Source organism: Litorivivens sp. (assembly GCF_041625495.1).
Classification (GTDB): Bacteria; Pseudomonadota; Gammaproteobacteria; order Pseudomonadales; family Spongiibacteraceae; genus Litorivivens.
Genome location: NZ_JBFJTH010000076.1, coordinates 1 through 17999, shown reverse-complemented (window position 1 = coordinate 17999; position 17999 = coordinate 1). Strand labels below are relative to the sequence as shown.

The following is a 17999-nucleotide window of genomic DNA, read 5'->3' as shown; positions in this document are numbered from 1 at the left end:
GCTACTGTAGTCTGTCTCAGCTCGAGTAACACTGCGGTAAATCCTTCAATTACAAGGATTTACCAAATGAAAAGAATGCTCATTAACGCCACGCAGCCAGAAGAGTTGCGTGTCGCCCTCGTCGACGGGCAGCGGCTTTACGATCTCGACATCGAAAACCGTACTCGTATCCAGAAAAAAGCCAATGTCTACAAAGGCACGATCACCCGCGTAGAACCCAGCCTTGAAGCCGCGTTTGTTGATTTCGGCGCCGAGCGCCACGGTTTTTTGCCACTGAAAGAAATCTCCAAAGAGTACTTCTACCGCTCACCCTCCGAGGTTGAAGGCCGCGTCAAAATCAAGGATGTCGTCAAAGAAGGCACCCAAATCATCGTGCAGGTAGAAAAGGAAGAGCGCGGCAACAAAGGCGCTGCACTCACTACCTTCATCAGCCTCGCGGGCCGCTACATGGTGCTGATGCCCAACAATCCTCGCGCAGGCGGCATATCACGTCGCATTGAAGGCGAAGATCGCACCCAGCTGCGCGAAGCTCTAAGCTCCATCAGCATTCCCGATGGCATGGGCGTGATTGTGCGCACCGCCGGCATTGGCCGCTCTTCTGAAGAGCTGCAATGGGATCTGGATTACCTGCTGCACCTGTGGAGCGCCATCAGCAAAGCCTCAGACGAAAACAAAGCCCCCCTGCTGATCCTGCAGGAAAGCAATGTCATCATTCGCGCCATCCGCGACTACCTGCGCGACGATATTGACCAGGTTCTGATCGACAACGAAACCTCTTTCGAAGAGGCGAAAGCCTTTGTCGAGCAGGTAATGCCTCAATACAAGAACAAGATCCGCCTCTACAAAGACCCGGTTCCTCTGTTCAACCGCTACCAGATTGAAAGCCAGATCGAATCGGCTTTCCAGCGCGAAGTGCACCTGCCCTCTGGCGGCTCTGTGGTGATCGACCCAACGGAAGCACTGGTTTCCATCGACATCAACTCCGCACGGGCAACCAAAGGCGGCGATATCGAAGAAACCGCCCTGCAGACCAACCTCGAGGCGGCCGATGAAATCGCTCGCCAGCTGCGCCTGCGTGATATTGGCGGCCTGATCGTCATCGACTTTATCGACATGATGGCGCCGCGCAATCAGCGCGAAGTGGAAACCCGCATGCGTGATGCACTGGAGCCAGACCGCGCGCGCGTTCAGCTTGGCCGGATTTCACGCTTTGGCCTACTGGAAATGTCGCGCCAACGCCTGCGCCCCTCACTGGGCGAAACCAGCGCGAAGGTTTGTCCGCGCTGTGAAGGGCACGGAACCATTCGTGATACCAAATCACTGGCACTGTCTATTCTGCGCCTGCTCGAAGAGGAGGCTACCAAAGAAAAAAGCGCCGAAGTTCGCGCTATCGTTCCAGTGACCGTGGCGTCTTACCTGTTGAACGAAAAGCGCGTGCCGATTCATGAAATCGAAAACCGCGCCGGAGTACGGGTTGTTGTCATTCCGTCCATCAACCTCGAAACCCCACATTTTGAAGTGCAGCGCCTGCGCGAGAGCGACGTTGGCGAGGAAGAGTTGGTCAGCTACAAAATCACCAGCGAACTGGAAACTGCCCAAGAAGAACAGGAAGCCAAAGACGAGGAATTGCCGCCCATTCAACAGGCCGCTGTTTCCGGACTGGCGCCCCGAGCACCCGCCCCCCAGCGCAGCGAGCCGCAAGAGCCTGCAGCAACAGCTACCCCAGCACCGGCTGCGGCCAGCACAAGCCAGGAGAGCGGCCCTGGGCTATTCAAGAAAATAGTGTCCAGCCTCAGCACCTTCTTCCAGGCCGAGGAAATCGATACCCGCGTGGCGCCCACACCAAAGACTGAGCCCACACCTGAACCCGAGTCTGACACGAACAAACCACAGCAGCGCAACCGCAATCGCAACCGTAATCGCAACCGCAACCGTCGCGATGGCGAGGGCCGCAGCAGCGACAACCGGCGCAATCGTGGCGATCAGACAAACGACAGCAGACAGGCTGAAAAGCCCGCTAACAAAAACACCGACAAGCCCAGCGAGCCTCGGCAGAAAGATGACGCTGCAAACGACAACGACAAGCGCGATGAAAATCGCCCGCAGCGCCGTCCAAGCAATCGCAAGCCGCGTCAAAAGAACGATCGCAAGCGCGAGGAAGCCATTGCATTGCCCAACGATGCTGGCACACCCGCTGCCCAGACCGAAGAGCAGCCCAAAGCAGATCCGGTTAGCGCCGAGCAGTCAAAGTCTACGGCGCCGATAGCGCAGCAATCACAATCGCAGGCCGAACCACAACAGGAACAGGCCACCACCAAACCAGAAGTTAGCGACCCCAAACAGGAAACGCATAACTCCAAAGAGGAAACTGTCGAGCCCAAGCCGACGAAAACCGAGCCCAAGCCCGCAGCAACCAGCGAGGAAGAGCCCGCTGAAGCAGCCGCAACTGAGAAACCAAGTACCCCAGCGGTGGAGACAGAGGTAGCTGCAGAAAAGGCGCCTGAGGCCGCGCAAGCAACAAAAGCCAGTAGCGCCGCAGCCGAAACGTCGGCACTGGACAACGCTGCCGACGCTTCGCGCGAGGAGCAGCCAGCCCCCAAGCCGGCAGCACAGGCTCCCGTCAGCAAAACGGCAAATGAGCCGGCACCAACTCGGAAAGCAGTTGTTCCACCCGCCGCACGCGGTCGGGCAGCGAATGATCCGCGCGAGAACCCCAAGCCGGTTACACAGGTCAGTATTTCGACCAGTTCGCCTCTACCCGCTGAACTGGACAGAAGCGCCATGGCAAGCCCGGATCCGGATCGGGAGATTCCACCGCGCGCGATCAACGATCCACGCAATCGCTGATTTCAGCACTCCGGAAAATACTGCATTAAACGGCCGTTAGTCACACTAACGGCCGTTTTTCTTTTCTCTCGAATACACAGACTGTAAAAACCGGCTCATTTCAGCATTAACCTCCTCGGCCTGTTCCTGCTGCACCCAATGCCCGGCACCATCAACGATCCGCACTTCCAAACCTGGTACCCGTTCGGCCATAAAGGCGAGCGCACCCTCCCCACTCATGGTTAATACTGGATCATTACTCCCTGCAATAAAGCTCACCGGCACATCTATGGATTGGCCAACGTAACGCTTATTGAGCTGCCAATTGATATCTGCGACCCGATACCAATTCAATGCGCCGCGAAATCCGGTACGCGAAAACATGTCTGCGTACACCGCAAAATCAGCCTGACTGAGCCACGACCACGGCAGATTCATACCTGCCGGCGGTAAAACGTCAAGGTACCCTGCCGTACCCGGGGCCGACGCAAAGCTGCCTAGTAACGCACCCCGAGCACTCAGACTCCAGAACAGTCGACTTAGAAAACGACTACAGTTCGCATCGAGCTCCCGCTCCGCGACACCTGGCGATTGAAAATAGTGGGCGTGAAGAAAATGCTCTTGCGCCACCTGCGAAAACTGCTGCGTAGGCGGCATCGTTGACTGAGCAGGCGCCAACCCTCTGCGACCGTAATAGTCAAAATCGTAGGGCACACTGAGGACCACCAATGCGACTACAGATTCAGGCTCATGCAACGCCATATTCCACACCACTGGCGCGCCGAAATCATGCCCTACAAAAACTGCTCTGGAGCGCCCAAAATGCGCCAGCACAGCAAGCAGATCGTGACGTATATGATCCAGCGAATAGTCCGCCACATCCTCCGGCGCACTGCTGTCGCCATAGCCGCGCATATCCAGCGCCACTGCTACGTAGCCCGCACGCGCAAAATAACGCAATTGATGGCGCCAACTAAAAGCCAGCCCGGGGAAACCATGACAGAAGAGCAACAACTCGCCTCGCCCGTCGCTGTGATCCGCCACTAGGCAGGAAATCTGCTGGTCGCGCCCGACATTGATCGTTTTTCGTTCCATTGCACCGTCGCCTCGGCCACACGCTTTCCCGCGCACTGCTCAGTAGTTAATCAAAAACTCTACTTTCCTTACTAAAGTCACTGAATCGTCTGTTCTTATGCTTGTTTGTCGAAACGAGCTCTGTATAATTGCGGTCTGCCGCGGAGGGGTGGCAGAGTGGTTGAATGCACCGGTCTTGAAAACCGGCGTGGGTTAACGCCCACCCAGGGTTCAAATCCCTGCCCCTCCGCCATCTTTCTCCTAGTACCCAATCCTCTGAACTTCCCAGCAAATCCAGCCTCTAAATCAAGAGCTGATTCAAATGCTTAGCGCCCTCCTATAAACCTTGCTTTTGGCGCTGCGCACAGTATGATTTAAGCAATTCGAACCAATCGCGGAGTTTTCGATGCAAGATAGAACCGTCGCTCATTCACCTGCCGGCATTGAAGTCGTCGGGACCAATAAGGTACTGAAAAATACTTACATGCTGCTGGCTATGACGCTTGCCTTCAGCGCATTCACTGCCTTTCTCGCACGCGGCGCAGCCCCACTCAACCCATGGGTGTTTCTGGGCGGCTTTATCGGCCTGTCGTTTCTGGCGCAGATGCTGGCCAACAGCGCCTGGGGCCTGCTCGCGGTATTTGGCTTCACCGGCTTTGTGGGCTATGCCATTGGACCGCTGATCGGTGCTCTCACGCAAAGCAGTGTTGGCTCAGAATTGGTCATGCAAGCGCTGGGTGGTACTGCCGTCATCTTCCTGGGTCTATCAGCCTATGCGATCACCACCAAAAAGGATTTTTCCTTCCTCGCGGGCTTTATCACCGCGGGCGCTATCGTCCTGCTACTGGGTGTCGTCGCCGTGCTGGTCTTCAAAATGCCGGCACTGCACCTGGCTCTTTCTGCCGGCTTTATGCTGTTTTCCAGCGCACTGATCCTGTTTCAGACTGGGCAGATCGTAAATGGCGGTGAGCGCAACTACATCCTTGCGACCATCACGCTGTATGCATCCATTTACAACCTGTTTATCAGCCTGCTGCATATCCTGATGGCCCTGTCTGGTGACGACTAGGTCGCCGGCCATTCAACCGCACCCAAAAGCCCCGGTAATCCGGGGCTTTTTGCACAAATGAAATTTTCCCTGCTTATTCTCGGCTCACCACAATCGTCGCCGGCGGTGGCTTCAGCGCTCAAGTTCGCCCAAGCCAGTATCGCCGGCGGCCACGAGCTGTTTCGTGTTTTTTTCTTTCACGACGCGGTAGCGACCGGCAACCGACTTACCGTCGCGCCACAGGATCAGGCCTGCCTTCCTCTCGAATGGCAAGGCTTCGCGAAGCAACACAACGTGGATATGGTGTTGTGTGTTTCCAGCGCTTTGCGCCGTGGCATTGTCGATCAGCGCGAAGCCGAACGCTATCGATTAGACGGCAGCAACATGCTGGAAGGCTTTGAATTGTCAGGATTGGGCCAATGGGTCGAAGCCATGCTGCTATCCGATCGTATTGTCACATTTGGAGGCTAGCGCATGTCATCGTTGCTCATGATTTGCAGAAAAGCCCCTTACGGCACCAGCTACGCACGTGAAGCCATCGACATTGCATTGGCGGCGAGCGCTTTTGACCTAAAGGTTGCAATGCTCTTTACCGATGATGGTGTGTACCAGTTATTGCGCCATCAGGACACTACCGCCAGCGGCAGCAAGAATGTGGAGTCACTTCTATCCTCCCTGCCGCTCTATGACGTGGGACCCCTGCTGGTTAACCAGCAATCACTGGACAGTCGCCACCTATCACAAAAAGATCTTTCTATGCCGGTACAGCTTTGCCAGCCTTCAGAAATAAGCCAGCTGTGTGCCAACTATGACAGGGTGCTGACCATCTGATGGAAGATGCAATCGTACACCTTGTGCAAACCTCGCCCAGCGCTAGCAGCGCCTACCGCGACTGCCTTAGGGTCTGTCACGCCAATGACCACATTGTTCTGATGCATGACGCCGTTTACGCCGGGCAAGGACCCTCAGGGGCGGCCATGAATCTTTATGCACTGCGTGACGAGGTCGCAGAGAGAGGCCTTATCGAGCGCATGCACGCCAGTGTGAAGCTTATCGACTACAGCGAGCTGGTAGAGCTCTGTGCGCAACATCGCCACACGCAAAGCTGGTTTTGATATGCCATTGGCCACCGACGATGAAGGCTACCTGCTTAACCTCGCAGATTGGAACCGTGATGTCGCGACCCAATTGGCTGCAGCCGAATCTATCATCCTGACCCCAGAGCACTGGGAGCTGATAGCACTGATTCAGGCGTTTTATCGCGAGTTTGACCACTCGCCAGCCATGCGCCCTCTGGTAAAATATGCGCAGCAGGAACTCGGGCCGAACAAAGGCAACAGCCTGCATTTTCTGAAACTTTTTCCGGGCAGCCCCGCCAAGTTATTGAGCAAGATAGCCGGCCTGCCCCGCCCTGAAAACTGCCTGTAGGCTTATCAATACCATGTCCGAACACGCATTTGCGCCCTATGTGCGCATTCTGGGAAAAGGTAAAACCGGCTCCCGGTCGCTGGATTTTGAGGAAGCCCAAGAGGCTTTTGGCATGATTCTGCGCGGAGAAGTGGAGCCCGTTCAACTTGGCGCCTTCTTGATGCTTTTGCGCGTCAAGGAGGAAAGTCCCGAAGAATTAGCCGGCTTTGTCAGCGCAGTACGTGCGCATATCCAACGCCCCAGTTTCCAGGTCGACCTCGACTGGGCAAGCTACGCCGGAAAACGACGGCAACATCCTTGGTACCTGCTGGCAGCACTCACCCTTGCCATGGCCGGATACCGTGTATTGATGCATGGTGCTGCAGGCCATACCGCCGGACGCTTGTATTCTGAGCAAGCTCTCGGCGCGCTGGGGCATGCGCCCTGCGAAAACTGGGCAGACGCAGAGGCCGCACTAGCCCAAAGCAACTTCGCCTTTGTTCCGCTGCGCAGCTTCTGCGAACCACTGCAGCGCATCATCGATCTACGCAATCTGTTTGGTCTGCGATCACCAGTCAATACACTAACCCGACTCATCAACCCCGTCGGCGCGCGGTGCTCTATGCAAAGTATTTTTCACCCCGCGTATGCAGATAGCCACCAGCGGGCCGCGCAGTTGCTGGGGCAGGAAAATGCCGTTGTGTTTAAGGGCGAGGCCGGCGAGGCTGAACGTCGCCCCGAAGCTGACCTTAAACTGCATCTGCTGCTAAACAACAACCCCACTGTTGAAGAGTGGCCGCGCTTGCTCTCCGGTCGCCAGGATAAACTCGACACTCTGCCTCTGGACTACCTGAAAGCGTGCTGGCAGGGCACCGCTACCGACACCTATGGCGAACAGGCCGTTATCGGTACGCTTGCCATTGCCCTGCGTGCACTGGGCAAGACCACCAAACCCGACGAGGCCCATCGCCAAGCCAATGATCTTTGGCAGTCGCGCCTGGGCCAGCGCATTTAACTATTGCCTATTGAGCCACCAATGCCACTTAGTGATTTCAACCCCGCCAACTACAATGAACTGCTGAAGGAAAAGGTTGCACGCATAACACCGGAGTTTCAGGCTTTAGGGGCACCGGAAGCCGACATTTTTCCATCTGCACCAGATCATTTTCGGATGCGTGCAGAGTTTCGAATTCAACACATTGACGGCGAGCCCCGTTATGTCATGTTCCGCAAAACCGGCGACCGCAAGGCAGTCGTCATCGAGCACTTTCCAATTGCCTGTGAACGTATCGCCAACGTCATGGAGCCCTTGCGACAAGCCATCGCGCAATCCGAAGCTCTGACGCACCGTCTGTTTCAAGTCGAGTTTCTGTCCGGACTCAGCGGCGAATTGCTCGTGACACTGATCTATCACCGACCACTGGACGATGCGTGGCAACAAGCAGCCCAAACATTAATGGAAGCCTTTTCAATCTCAGTGATCGGTCGCAGCCGTAAACAACAACTGGTCCTGAACAAGGCTTTTATCACCGAAACGCTACACGCTGACAATCGCGACTTTACCTTCAGGCACTATGAGAACAGCTTCACCCAACCTAATGCACGGGTAAACGAGCAAATGATCAGCTGGGCCTGCAAACAGGTGAGTGGTGCCAGGGACGATGACCTGCTGGAACTGTATTGTGGATGCGGCAACTTTACCTTGCCCCTGTCGCGCTATTTCGACAAAGTGCTTGCCACAGAGGTTTCCAAAACCGCTACCCGAGCAGCCATTGAAAACTGCGAAATAAACGCTATAAGCAACATTGAATTTGCCAGGCTGTCGGCGGAAGAAATCTCTCAAGCGCTGAAAAAAGTACGCCCCTTTCGCCGATTAGCGCACCTCGACCTTGACGATTACAAGCTCAACACTGTTTTCGTCGACCCTCCGCGCGCTGGCCTAGACGACTTTACCCGCGAGTTTATCGGCGGGTTTGAGCGAATACTGTATATATCCTGCAACCCGGTAACCCTGGCGCGCGATTTAATGTATTTGTGCCAAGATCATCACATACAGTCACTGGCTTTTTTCGATCAGTTTCCCTATACAACACATATGGAATGTGGCGTTTTTTTGGAGCGTAAAACCCTATGACAACCCGATTCAGTGAATCCCAGCTACAAGACGTAATGGCGGAACTGCCAGGCTGGACTGTGCGCGAAGACAAGCTCTACCGTCAGTTCAAATTCCGGGATTTTGTAAGCGCCTTTGGCTTTATGTCACAGGTTGCCATGCTTGCAGAAAAAATGGACCACCACCCCGAATGGAGTAACGTCTATAACCGGGTAGATATCGAATTGACCACTCATGACCTGGGCGGCATCTCGATGCGCGATATCACACTCGCCAAACAGATTGACGAGCACTTCACCACCGAAACTAACTAAACTGCACCCCATATTTGAGCAGCTGGCGCGGCATAACATCGTCGAGCTGCTCAATATCCTCCGGGTGCAACTCAATACTGTTCAACCCTAGTTTTTTGTATATCTCAGCGCGCCGCATCTGGGCTTTCAAGGACGTTGGGCTCGCATCAGTCGCCCAAAAGTCGATATAGACTTGCTGCCCTGGCAAAAAGAAATCCGCTACCAGATTTTCCTCTACGGGCAAGGTGCGTCTGGTTGCATGCAACACCCCGGCGAGATAGAGCCACTGGCAGATTTGCTGTAGCTCAGATCGCTCATGCGTGTGCCCATCAATGCTGACGACGCCCTTCTCACCCGCAAACAAGTCGTTTTCCATGTCACGCGAGCCCGCACAAGCCACTTCCTGTAATCGCCTTTTCAGCACGCTGTTGTCTGTTACGGTCTCCGGCCAAAGCACATAGAGCATGTCACTCTGACGGTTTTCCAGCTGCACCCCACCCTGCTGCTTACCGCTCGGCAGCAGCATCCAACCATGAGCATCTCGGCGCTGCCAGCCCAGCTCCGCCAACACCCGATTGACGGCCCGGCCGCTAAGCCCGTGCGGTTGCCCCAGCGCAGCCCCGGACAGCATTTTATTGTCTTCCAGCGCCCGCAGCATCGGGTGCTCTTCAAGCGAAACCGGCCAGACAATGTAGCGACCATAGCGCTTACTGTTGCGGTACTCACCACCTTCAAACTCACCTTTGGGCGTCAACGCCCAGCCATCCGCCACTTTGCGAATCCAGTCGTAGTCTTTCAGGGTGCCAAATAATTGTTGAACCGGCACTTCAAGCGCCTTTGCCAGTGCGGTTGTGGAAACCTTGTCGTCACTCATGGTCAGGGCCAGTTATTGAGATCACTGAAGATTACTGGATATACATCCAATAGACAATCAAGCGGACCTCGAACACAGACGGCCAACACTAGCTCGGTTCGTCCTCGTCGACAGGGATATCCTCCAGCGCCAGATTACTCAACCGGGAACTACCCTGGCCGCCACCGGAGTCCAACTTGATTCGAAGTCGCAGATTGTTCGCAGAGTCTGCATTTTTTATGGCTTCGTCCAGCGAAATACGACCTTCTTTGTATAGTTTAAACAGCGCAGAATCAAAGGTTTGCATTCCCAGCTGCTCGGACTTTTCCATGATTTCTTTAATGCTGTCGAGCTCACCTCGCAGTATAAGCTCCTGAATGGTGGCAGTGCCCAGCAAGACCTCCACCGCCGCTGCGCGCTTGCCGTCCACCGTGCGCACCAGTCGCTGTGAAACAAAGGCGCGCAAGTTCATCCCCAGATCGGTGAGCAACTGGGTGCGCCGCTCCTCTGGAAAGAAGTTAATAATACGATCAAGGGCCTGGTTGGCATTATTGGCATGCAGGGTTGAAATGGCCAAGTGGCCCGTTTCTGCAAAGGCCAGCGCATGCTCCATGGTTTCCCGGTCACGGATCTCACCAATCAGAATCACATCCGGCGCCTGCCGCAGGGTGTTCTTGAGCGCCGCGGCAAAGGAGCGAGTATCAACGCCCACTTCGCGTTGATTGATAATAGATTTCTTGTGCTTGTGCACAAATTCGATGGGATCTTCAATGGTGATGATGTGGCCACCGCTGTTGCTGTTTCGGTGGTCAATCAGCGCCGCCAATGACGTGGATTTACCGCTGCCTGTGCCACCCACAAAGAGCACCAGGCCACGTTTTGTCATAATCACATCTTTCAGGACTTCCGGCAGTTTCAGGTCGTCGAACTTGGGAATCTCGGTGACAATGTTGCGCGCAACAATCGATACCTCATTGCGCTGCTTGAAGATATTGATACGAAATCGACCCACGCCTGGCACAGAGGTTGCTAGATTCATCTCCAGCTCCCGCTCAAAAATTTCCTGCTGCTCTTCGTCCATGATCTCGTTTGCAATGTCCTTGATCTGCCCAGCCCCCAGCCCCTCCTTGGATAGCGGCTTCAACACCCCCTGAAACTTCGCACACGGCGGTGCGCCGGTACTTAGGTAAAGATCTGAACCGTCATTTTTGGCGAGAATCTTCAGGTAATCGGTGAATTGCATACGCGCGAATCCCCTACTGCTTATTGTTGGTGTTGGAGGCCCGACATTTTCCCCCTATTTAAGGCTCGATGCCAGCGCAGATAGGCTGACGAACTCGGCGCGCGCATCTACACTTCAGGGAAAGCCACAGTGTGCGGGGCTATTACGTGGGACAGGAAATTGAGAGCTGCGAATTTACGACAGCCGATTTTATGGCGTTTAAGAGCCAACTGTCGCAGGAGACCGCCCTGCTTCGGGAATGGCTGGAGTCAGGGCGAACCGACAGCCACACCGGCACATCTGGCCTGGAGCTTGAGGCGTGCCTGATTGATAAGCACCTGCGGCCAGCCAGCCAAAATGAGCTCCTCATCAAATCACTGAACGACCCGATGGTGGTGCCGGAACTGGCTAAATTCAATATCGAAGTGAATACCCCGCCGTTCGCCGCTGACACCAATATGCTTAGCGCTATTGCGAGCGCGCTAACCGAGCGCTGGAATCATTGCCTACAGGTGGCAGCCCAGCATAACCTCGACCTTTGCCTGGCCGGCGTACTACCAAGCTTACGCGATGACGACCTGCATATGGGCAACGTCTCGCCGCTGCGACGCTACCAGGCACTCAACCAGCAAATCCTGAAAGGTCGACGCTTTCGCCCCCTGGACATTCATATAGAGAGCGACTACGACTCGCTGACTGTGCAACACAACGATGTCATGACTGAAGCATCCACGACCTCTCTACAAATCCATCTGCAACTGGCACCCGACGACTTCGCAGCTTACTACAACGCAAGCCTGCTCGCCTCTGCACCTCTAGTCGCGGCCTGCGCAAACTCTCCACTGGTCTTTGGCAAGTTACTGTGGGATGAAAGCCGGATACCCCTGTTTGAACAATCGGTCGCAGTACCGTGTTTTCTCGGCGAACACGGCGAAGTTGTGCAGCGCGTAAACTTTGGCAGTAGCTACCTGAAGCATTCTGTTATCGAGATTTTCGAAGAAAATATGGTGGCCTACCCGGTACTGCTCCCCTTCCTTTTCAATCAAAACCAGAATGCACCCTTTGCTCACCTCCAGCTTCACAATGGCACCATCTGGCGGTGGAATCGGGCATTACTGAAGGTGAACGACCAATCACAACTGCAATTCAGGTTGGAACACAGAACACTGCCAGCGGGACCAACGATCACCGACTGCGTAGCAAATATCGCCTTCTTTTACGGCCTTGTCGGATGGCTCGCACACAGAAGACCGGCGATCAGCTTTGCCGCTGCAAGACAAAACTTCTATCGCGCGGCGCGTTACGGTCTGCGCGCCAAATTAAGCTGGGACGGCCGCGAGCAGGTGCCACTAGACAAACTACTGCTCGACGAGCTGATCCCTGCTGCCAGAAAGCACATGGAAACGGTCGGCTTTGACCGTGCCGACGCCAACTACTATGTAAACGAAGTGGTCGGTGAACGCGTGCGCCGCCAACAAACCGGCGCCATATGGCAACGCAACTTCTATCTGTCGCATAACCGAAACTTGCAGCACTTGATGGCGGCTTATCTGGAAAACGGCAAACGGGGAGCGGTGTACACGTGGTAGCACTCTCATTACTCACAACCCTTCCGGAACGCCTGTTGAATTGTCGCGCCACTGAGCTACACGCCATACTGGGCGGGCCGACACTGATCCACCTGAAAGGTAAGCAAGCTGCACCACTGTTCGTTTCCATTTTGCTTCACGGCAATGAAACAACGGGCTTGCCCGCTGTACAGGCTTTGTTGAAATCCAAGGCAAGCCTGCCAAGAGATCTGATCATCTTTGTCGGCAATACTGCCGCCGCTGAAAAGGGTGCAAGAAGGCTGAAAAACCAGCCGGACTACAACCGGATCTGGGCTGGGGGAGAACTGGCTGAACACCGCCTGGCCCAGCAGGTACTTGATTACGTTGCTAACACCGGCCCGGTTGCCGCCGTCGACATACACAACAATACCGGAAGAAATCCCCTATACGCCTGTATAAACCATGTCGACAGACGCTTTGTGAGCCTGGCCCAGTCTTTTAGTAACACTATCGTCTTTTTCTCCGAGCCTCATCAGGTACTGGCCAACAACATGGCCCGATACTGCCCCGCCGTTACCCTCGAGTGCGGATTGGCCGGCGAACCCTCAGGCATTGAGCAGGCGATTGCGACGCTGGAATTCGGACTTTACGGTGACCTGGACGTCGCCACGTCTGAGTTAGAGGATTGCTCGGTATTTCACACGGTGGCAAGAATGCGCGTCCCGGCAGACAGCAGCATTCATTTTGCCGACTCTCCGTCCAGCGCAGATTTCACCCTGCCAATGTCGCTGGATAACTGGAATTTCACCCGACTGAAACCCAATACGCACTTTGCCTACTGCAACAGTGAACATGCGACCCTGAGTGTTTCAAATGATGCAGGACGCGATGTCACTGGCGAGTATTTTTATCGTGACGGCAATCGATTGTTCACGCGTCGTCCCTTTATACCATCGATGCTTACGCTCGATGAAAAAGTGATACAACAGGATTGCGTGGGATATATTATGGAACCCTACCCGTTGGCAGGATAGGCTATCCGACCTGCCTGGACACAGACAGGTCGGAAGTCAGGTCAGGAAAGCAAGGCTGATGCGGCGGCGTTTCTTGCGGCGCCGGCGTTAATATTGGCTCCCTCTTCGATCAATACGGCTTCCAGCGCATCGAGGCAAAGCGATACATTTTCGGCATTGGCACTATGCCCCATCAAACCGATGCGCCACACTTTACCAGCCAACGCCCCCAGACCCGCACCTATCTCAAGGTTGAAATCCTTTAACAACTTGCCTCGCACGGTAGCATCGTCGATACCTTCAGGAATAGTGACTGCATTGAGCTGAGGCAAACGGTAATCAGCGTCAACCACGAAGCCGATACCCAGAGCCTCCAGACCCGCTGCAAGTGCTGTGTGCATCTTCGCATGCCGCGCCCAAGCATTCTCCAAGCCTTCTTCGCGCAGAATAACCAGCGCCTCGTGCAGACCATAAAGCGCATTAATCGGCGCCGTATGGTGATAGGCACGCTTGGCACCGCCGCCCCAATAACCCATGACCAGATTCATATCGAGAAACCAGCTTTGCACAGGTGTTTTGCGATTGCGTATAACGTCTGCTGCTTTATCGCTAAAGGTGACCGGTGACAGACCTGGCGTACAGGACAGGCACTTTTGCGTTCCGGAATACACCGCATCAAGCCCCCACTCGTCGACCTTTAGCTCCACTCCACCAAGCGATGTAACCGTATCGACGATCGTCAGACAGTCGTGCTTTTGAGCTAAGGAGGCCAACGCCTGCGCATCTGAACGCGCACCGGTAGACGTTTCAGCGTGAACAAAACACAGCACTTTTGCATCAGGGTTGGCCACCAATGCAGCTTCTACTTTAGCGGGATCAACAGGCTTGCCCCAATCGTCCTCAACAGTTACTGCGGTAGCACCGCAACGCGTAACATTTTCAACCATGCGATTGCCGAATACACCGTTGATGCAAACGATGGCTTTATCGCCGGGCTCCAGCAAGTTGACAAAACAGGCTTCCATACCCGCAGAGCCAGGGGCTGAAACTGGCAGCGTCAGCTCATTTTTGGTCTGAAAGGCATACTGAAGAAGCTGTTTGATCTGGTCCATCATCTCGATAAACTGCGGATCGAGATGACCAATAGTGGTTCTGCCCAGAGCTTCCAGAATGCGCGGATTCACATCAGACGGGCCGGGCCCCATCAAAGTACGTGCAACAGGTTTAAAAGAACTGATCATGCTGTCTCCTTACTCGGTAAGCTATCTGTCAGGCCGGCAATGCCAGCCGGATGTATTCCGGGCATCACTGCCGCGCCAATCGTCTAAAGGGTCTACTGTTTTCATGCGAAGAACGCAGCGGATTAATATCCAGACCACCTCGCCGTGTATAGCGGGCGTAAACCGTCAGTGCTTCAAGGTTCAGGCGCCGACTGATATCTGAAAACATACGCTCAACACACTGCTCATGAAATTCGTTGTTCTGGCGAAAGCTGGTCAGATAAGCAAGCAGCGATTGAGGATCTGGCAATTCTCCACGACACTCTAACTCTATGGTGGCCCAATCTGGCTGCCCGGTAACGGGACAACAAGAGCGAAACAGCTCGGAAAAGTAACGAGCCTCACCACGTTTGCCCGAACGTTTAATCAACGCTGCATCTGGCGATGCTGCAATATCTGTCAGTGACAGGCCATCCAGGCAGATTCCATCGGCTGCACTCACGGCATAACGGTCAGCCCAAGTTGCGGGCAATAGCACCTCTACCACGACTTCACCATCAACCACTGCAGATAAATCGCCCCGTAGTGTTTCCGTCAACTTCTCCAGCGAATCAAAGCGTGTCGAGTTCAGGGAATTCAGGTACAGCTTGAACGATTTTGACTCTACCATATGCGTAGAGTCAGCCGAAAAAACAAACTGCCCGCAGGCTACCTGCGGCTTTCCGTCAGCGTCGAGCCACGACAGCTCATAAGCATTCCAGCAGTCACTGCCGCGCATGGGCAACGTGGAAATCTCCAGCCCGGCTCGCCCCTGAGCGCGCGGAATAGGTCTCAACTGCCCTGGATCATACTGATCCGGGTACTGCGTGTGCTTGCCTAACGGCAGATCACGAAAATCGACCATTTACTGTCTCAGGCGTTTGCTGTTTGCCAGCAGGTGCATACAGTACACGTAAGCTAAAACGGTAAAGCACAATACCATGATGAATGCCCAACCCACATTTACATCGGAAACCCCGAGAATGCCGTAGCGAAATGCGTTCACGATATACAGCATGGGGTTAAGCTTTGACACGCCAGCCCAGAAATCTGACAGCATATCGATGGAGTAAAACACGCCCCCCAGATACGTTAGCGGCGTGAGCACAAATACGGGCACAATGGATACATCATCAAAACTGTTAGCAAACACAGCGTTGATAAAGCCTGCCAACGAGAAAAATACGGAGGTTAACGTAACAATGGCAATCGTTACCCAAACGCTATGTAGGTTCAACTCAGTAAAAAACAGCGACAACAAGGTTACGATCAAGCCCACCAGCAAGCCGCGAGCCACACCACCAATCACATACCCCCACAGAACGATGCTGTTCGACATGGGAGAAACCAGTATTTCCTCGATAAAGCGCTGAAACTTTGCTCCGTAGAATGACGACACCACGTTGGCATAGGAATTGGTGACGACCGACATCATGATTAACCCGGGAACGACAAATTGAATGTAATTGAACCCACCCATTTCACCGATACGAGAACCGATCAGCGTACCAAAAATCACAAAGTACAATGTCATGGTAATAGCTGGCGGCAACAGCGTTTGCATCCAGATCCGCATGAAACGACGCACTTCCTTGCGCACGATAGTCAGAAAGGCTATCCACTTCTCGTTAAAGCTCATGCTTTCCCCCCTTGCGCCAACAAACCGACAAACAATTCTTCCAGCCGATTGGCCTTGTTCCGCATGCTGGTGACCTGTAATCCCGCTCGTGTCAGCCGGTCAAACACCTCATTCAGACTCACTGACTTATCAATGCTCAGCTCAAAAGAGTGCTCGTCGATACGATGCGCCTCAAAACCTTCCACCTGAACTGGATCGGGGAGCTCTCCGGCCACATCAAAGATGAAGACCTCACGCTGCAATTGCTTCAGCAACACTTTCATATTGGTATCTTCGATAATCCGCCCCTGATCTATTATACCGATATGGCGACACAGGCTTTCAGCCTCTTCCAAATAGTGTGTCGTCAGAATAATCGTAATGCCCTGACGGTTAATATCCCGCAGAAAATCCCACATCGAACGACGCAGCTCTATATCAACACCGGCAGTGGGCTCGTCGAGTATCAGCAGCTTAGGCTCATGCACCAAAGCCCGGGCTATCATCAGACGACGCTTCATACCGCCTGAAAGCATGCGCGCTGCGTCGTGCCGCTTGCCCCACAGCCCAAGTTTCTTCAAGTATTTTTCAGTTCGCTCTTCCGCCAGTTTGCGCGGCAGACCGTAATAACCTGCCTGGTTACGCACAATGTCCCACAGTGATTCAAAATTGGAGAAATTGAACTCCTGCGGGACCAAACCGATAAATTTCTTTGCCTGAGCAGGTTCCTCAGTAACGGACTTCCCAAACACGTGCACGTCGCCGCCCGATTTCTTGACCAGCGAGCAGATAATGCCTATGGTGGTCGACTTGCCAGCACCGTTAGGCCCCAGCAAGGCGTAGAAATCCCCCTGCCCAACATCAAGGTCTATACCCTTAAGGGCCTCGAAGCCGTTGTCGTAGGTTTTGCGCAAACCGCGGATGGATAGAGCTTTGATCATAAAGTTCATCCGTATTGTCATGATGGCTTAGTGAATGTCGCCGAGCATACCCGACGAGAAAGTCGGCTATTTTGCCACGGCAGGCAACGGTTCGATACACTGCACACCCGCAGAACTGAGGTGCATCGCGTGAAAGACCGTTTCGACTACCACTTGCAAGTTTTCCAGAGCTTCAGCAGCACACTGAACGCGTTTCTCAATCAAACACCGGATCACGATGAACAAAGCCGCCAGGAAACTGCGGATTTGCTAGCCCTCACCGGCAGTGCGCTGGAAGAGCGCAGCGAATATCTGGAACTGGGACAACGCCTGCTTAGCCGACTGGTCAGTCACTTTCCAGCATTTACGCCGCACATCCCACGCGAGCTACTCTGGTTTTTTGGTGGCGACTGCCTGCACTACCTCGCCGACGACGAGATCGAAAAATTTCAGCTGCTCGAAGAGCGCTATTACGAGGCTGGTGAGAACGCCGATTACAGCGATCTCCGCGCCCAGGCCTTCGGGCTGCACTGAACAATCGCGCCGCTTGCCATTGCTGGATAGAGAAAGGCTGGCGGCCATCGCCGCACCGATATTCCATTTACTGCAGGCAAAAAAAAAGGTGCTATTGAGCACCTTTTTTATTTGGCCTATCTTTTTTCTTGGAGCGGGAAACCGGGTTCGAACCGGCGACCTCAACCTTGGCAAGGTTGCGCTCTACCAACTGAGCTATTCCCGCCAAAAATAATGGCGTCCCCTAGGGGACTCGAACCCCTGTTACTGCCGTGAAAGGGCAGTGTCCT

Annotated in this window: 19 protein-coding genes and 2 tRNA genes; 13 read left to right on the top strand and 8 right to left on the bottom strand. The window is 54.3% G+C overall.

From position 1 onward, the window contains the following. The first annotated feature begins 66 nt into the window (after positions 1-66). Entirely contained in the window at positions 67-2847 is a 2781-nt protein-coding gene (rne, locus tag ABYP39_RS10500) for a ribonuclease E (RefSeq protein ID WP_372782442.1), read from the top strand. A gap of 45 nt (positions 2848-2892) precedes the next feature. Here rne and ABYP39_RS10495 read toward each other — a convergent pair whose 3' ends face one another. Continuing rightward, the gene (locus ABYP39_RS10495; RefSeq protein WP_372747696.1) at positions 2893-3921 is read right to left on the bottom strand and encodes an alpha/beta fold hydrolase; all 1029 of its coding nucleotides are present in this window, start codon (positions 3919-3921) and stop codon (positions 2893-2895) included. 142 nt (positions 3922-4063) lie between these two features. On the opposite strand from ABYP39_RS10495, the gene ABYP39_RS10490 reads away from it, so the two are divergent. The 9 genes from ABYP39_RS10490 to ABYP39_RS10450 all read left to right on the top strand — a co-directional run bounded on the left by ABYP39_RS10490 (position 4064) and on the right by ABYP39_RS10450 (position 8782). Beyond that, positions 4064-4153: transfer RNA gene (locus ABYP39_RS10490), tRNA-Ser, on the top strand. Positions 4154-4306: 153 nt separating this feature from the next. Next, positions 4307-4969: a Bax inhibitor-1/YccA family protein gene (locus ABYP39_RS10485; protein ID WP_372747695.1), complete on the top strand. Its 663-nt coding sequence runs from the start codon at positions 4307-4309 to the stop codon at positions 4967-4969. 57 nt (positions 4970-5026) lie between these two features. Beyond that, positions 5027-5419, top strand: a complete 393-nt coding sequence (gene tusD, locus ABYP39_RS10480; protein WP_372747694.1) for a sulfurtransferase complex subunit TusD — start codon at positions 5027-5029, stop codon at positions 5417-5419. 3 nt (positions 5420-5422) lie between these two features. Beyond that, complete coding sequence (gene tusC / locus ABYP39_RS10475) at positions 5423-5779, top strand: sulfurtransferase complex subunit TusC (protein ID WP_372782440.1); 357 nt, start codon at positions 5423-5425, stop codon at positions 5777-5779. Further along, the gene (gene tusB, locus ABYP39_RS10470; RefSeq protein WP_372747692.1) at positions 5779-6063 is read left to right on the top strand and encodes a sulfurtransferase complex subunit TusB; all 285 of its coding nucleotides are present in this window, start codon (positions 5779-5781) and stop codon (positions 6061-6063) included. The genes tusC and tusB overlap by 1 nt, the downstream gene beginning before the upstream one ends. Position 6064: 1 nt before the next feature. Continuing rightward, the gene (locus ABYP39_RS10465) at positions 6065-6376 is read left to right on the top strand and encodes a TusE/DsrC/DsvC family sulfur relay protein (protein ID WP_372747691.1); all 312 of its coding nucleotides are present in this window, start codon (positions 6065-6067) and stop codon (positions 6374-6376) included. Between the two features lie 13 nt (positions 6377-6389). Then, positions 6390-7370 (top strand): glycosyl transferase family protein, encoded by a 981-nt coding sequence (locus ABYP39_RS10460; protein WP_372782437.1) that lies wholly within the window; start codon positions 6390-6392, stop codon positions 7368-7370. A gap of 21 nt (positions 7371-7391) precedes the next feature. Next, complete coding sequence (gene trmA, locus ABYP39_RS10455; protein ID WP_372747689.1) at positions 7392-8489, top strand: tRNA (uridine(54)-C5)-methyltransferase TrmA; 1098 nt, start codon at positions 7392-7394, stop codon at positions 8487-8489. Beyond that, entirely contained in the window at positions 8486-8782 is a 297-nt protein-coding gene (locus tag ABYP39_RS10450) for a 4a-hydroxytetrahydrobiopterin dehydratase (protein WP_372747688.1), read from the top strand. The genes trmA and ABYP39_RS10450 overlap by 4 nt, the downstream gene beginning before the upstream one ends. Here the strand turns inward: ABYP39_RS10450 and ABYP39_RS10445 are convergent. Together ABYP39_RS10445 and ABYP39_RS10440 are read right to left on the bottom strand one after the other, a co-directional pair. After that, a complete protein-coding gene (locus ABYP39_RS10445; RefSeq protein ID WP_372747687.1) occupies positions 8775-9635 on the bottom strand; it encodes a hypothetical protein in 861 nt (286 codons plus the stop codon). The two genes, ABYP39_RS10450 and ABYP39_RS10445, sit on opposite strands and share 8 nt — an antisense overlap. Before the next feature lie 88 nt (positions 9636-9723). After that, the gene (locus ABYP39_RS10440; protein WP_372747686.1) at positions 9724-10857 is read right to left on the bottom strand and encodes a PilT/PilU family type 4a pilus ATPase; all 1134 of its coding nucleotides are present in this window, start codon (positions 10855-10857) and stop codon (positions 9724-9726) included. A 191-nt stretch (positions 10858-11048) separates the two neighbouring features. Between ABYP39_RS10440 and ABYP39_RS10435 the strand changes: the two genes are divergently transcribed. Beyond that, positions 11049-12425, top strand: coding sequence for a glutamate-cysteine ligase family protein (locus ABYP39_RS10435; protein WP_372782435.1), 1377 nt, complete (start codon positions 11049-11051; stop codon positions 12423-12425). Further along, positions 12419-13420, top strand: coding sequence for a M14 family metallopeptidase (locus ABYP39_RS10430; protein ID WP_372747684.1), 1002 nt, complete (start codon positions 12419-12421; stop codon positions 13418-13420). Before ABYP39_RS10435 ends, ABYP39_RS10430 begins: the two co-directional genes overlap by 7 nt. A gap of 41 nt (positions 13421-13461) precedes the next feature. On the opposite strand, the gene ABYP39_RS10425 is transcribed toward ABYP39_RS10430, so the two are convergent. From ABYP39_RS10425 to ABYP39_RS10410, 4 genes are all read right to left on the bottom strand, one after another. Continuing rightward, positions 13462-14640, bottom strand: a complete 1179-nt coding sequence (locus tag ABYP39_RS10425; protein WP_372747683.1) for an alanine--glyoxylate aminotransferase family protein — start codon at positions 14638-14640, stop codon at positions 13462-13464. Positions 14641-14704: 64 nt separating this feature from the next. After that, positions 14705-15523: an NADPH-dependent 7-cyano-7-deazaguanine reductase QueF gene (queF, locus tag ABYP39_RS10420; RefSeq protein WP_372763720.1), complete on the bottom strand. Its 819-nt coding sequence runs from the start codon at positions 15521-15523 to the stop codon at positions 14705-14707. Beyond that, the gene (locus tag ABYP39_RS10415) at positions 15524-16297 is read right to left on the bottom strand and encodes an ABC transporter permease (protein WP_372747681.1); all 774 of its coding nucleotides are present in this window, start codon (positions 16295-16297) and stop codon (positions 15524-15526) included. It lies immediately after the preceding gene. After that, positions 16294-17217 (bottom strand): ABC transporter ATP-binding protein, encoded by a 924-nt coding sequence (locus ABYP39_RS10410; protein ID WP_372747680.1) that lies wholly within the window; start codon positions 17215-17217, stop codon positions 16294-16296. Before ABYP39_RS10410 ends, ABYP39_RS10415 begins: the two co-directional genes overlap by 4 nt. A 129-nt stretch (positions 17218-17346) precedes the next feature. On the opposite strand from ABYP39_RS10410, the gene ABYP39_RS10405 reads away from it, so the two are divergent. Beyond that, on the top strand, positions 17347-17730 hold the full coding sequence (locus ABYP39_RS10405) for a PA2817 family protein (protein WP_372747679.1): 384 nt from the start codon (positions 17347-17349) through the stop codon (positions 17728-17730). Between the two features lie 129 nt (positions 17731-17859). Here the strand turns inward: ABYP39_RS10405 and ABYP39_RS10400 are convergent. Continuing rightward, positions 17860-17935: transfer RNA gene (locus ABYP39_RS10400), tRNA-Gly, on the bottom strand. Between the last annotated feature and the right edge of the window lie 64 nt (positions 17936-17999).

What these genes read in the sequence shown, in the direction of transcription:
- ABYP39_RS10465 (WP_372747691.1), top strand. Translation starts at nt 6,065, where the DNA reads ATGCCATTGGCCACCGACGATGAAGGCTACCTGCTTAACCTCGCAGAT.
- ABYP39_RS10425 (WP_372747683.1), bottom strand. Translation starts at nt 14,640, where the DNA reads ATGATCAGTTCTTTTAAACCTGTTGCACGTACTTTGATGGGGCCCGGC.
- ABYP39_RS10435 (WP_372782435.1), top strand. Translation starts at nt 11,049, where the DNA reads ATGGCGTTTAAGAGCCAACTGTCGCAGGAGACCGCCCTGCTTCGGGAA.
- ABYP39_RS10495 (WP_372747696.1), bottom strand. Translation starts at nt 3,921, where the DNA reads ATGGAACGAAAAACGATCAATGTCGGGCGCGACCAGCAGATTTCCTGC.
- rne (WP_372782442.1), top strand. Translation starts at nt 67, where the DNA reads ATGAAAAGAATGCTCATTAACGCCACGCAGCCAGAAGAGTTGCGTGTC.
- tusC (WP_372782440.1), top strand. Translation starts at nt 5,423, where the DNA reads ATGTCATCGTTGCTCATGATTTGCAGAAAAGCCCCTTACGGCACCAGC.
- ABYP39_RS10415 (WP_372747681.1), bottom strand. Translation starts at nt 16,297, where the DNA reads ATGAGCTTTAACGAGAAGTGGATAGCCTTTCTGACTATCGTGCGCAAG.
- queF (WP_372763720.1), bottom strand. Translation starts at nt 15,523, where the DNA reads ATGGTCGATTTTCGTGATCTGCCGTTAGGCAAGCACACGCAGTACCCG.
- ABYP39_RS10460 (WP_372782437.1), top strand. Translation starts at nt 6,390, where the DNA reads ATGTCCGAACACGCATTTGCGCCCTATGTGCGCATTCTGGGAAAAGGT.
- ABYP39_RS10410 (WP_372747680.1), bottom strand. Translation starts at nt 17,217, where the DNA reads ATGATCAAAGCTCTATCCATCCGCGGTTTGCGCAAAACCTACGACAAC.
- tusB (WP_372747692.1), top strand. Translation starts at nt 5,779, where the DNA reads ATGGAAGATGCAATCGTACACCTTGTGCAAACCTCGCCCAGCGCTAGC.
- ABYP39_RS10445 (WP_372747687.1), bottom strand. Translation starts at nt 9,635, where the DNA reads ATGAGTGACGACAAGGTTTCCACAACCGCACTGGCAAAGGCGCTTGAA.
- ABYP39_RS10485 (WP_372747695.1), top strand. Translation starts at nt 4,307, where the DNA reads ATGCAAGATAGAACCGTCGCTCATTCACCTGCCGGCATTGAAGTCGTC.
- ABYP39_RS10450 (WP_372747688.1), top strand. Translation starts at nt 8,486, where the DNA reads ATGACAACCCGATTCAGTGAATCCCAGCTACAAGACGTAATGGCGGAA.
- ABYP39_RS10440 (WP_372747686.1), bottom strand. Translation starts at nt 10,857, where the DNA reads ATGCAATTCACCGATTACCTGAAGATTCTCGCCAAAAATGACGGTTCA.
- tusD (WP_372747694.1), top strand. Translation starts at nt 5,027, where the DNA reads ATGAAATTTTCCCTGCTTATTCTCGGCTCACCACAATCGTCGCCGGCG.
- trmA (WP_372747689.1), top strand. Translation starts at nt 7,392, where the DNA reads ATGCCACTTAGTGATTTCAACCCCGCCAACTACAATGAACTGCTGAAG.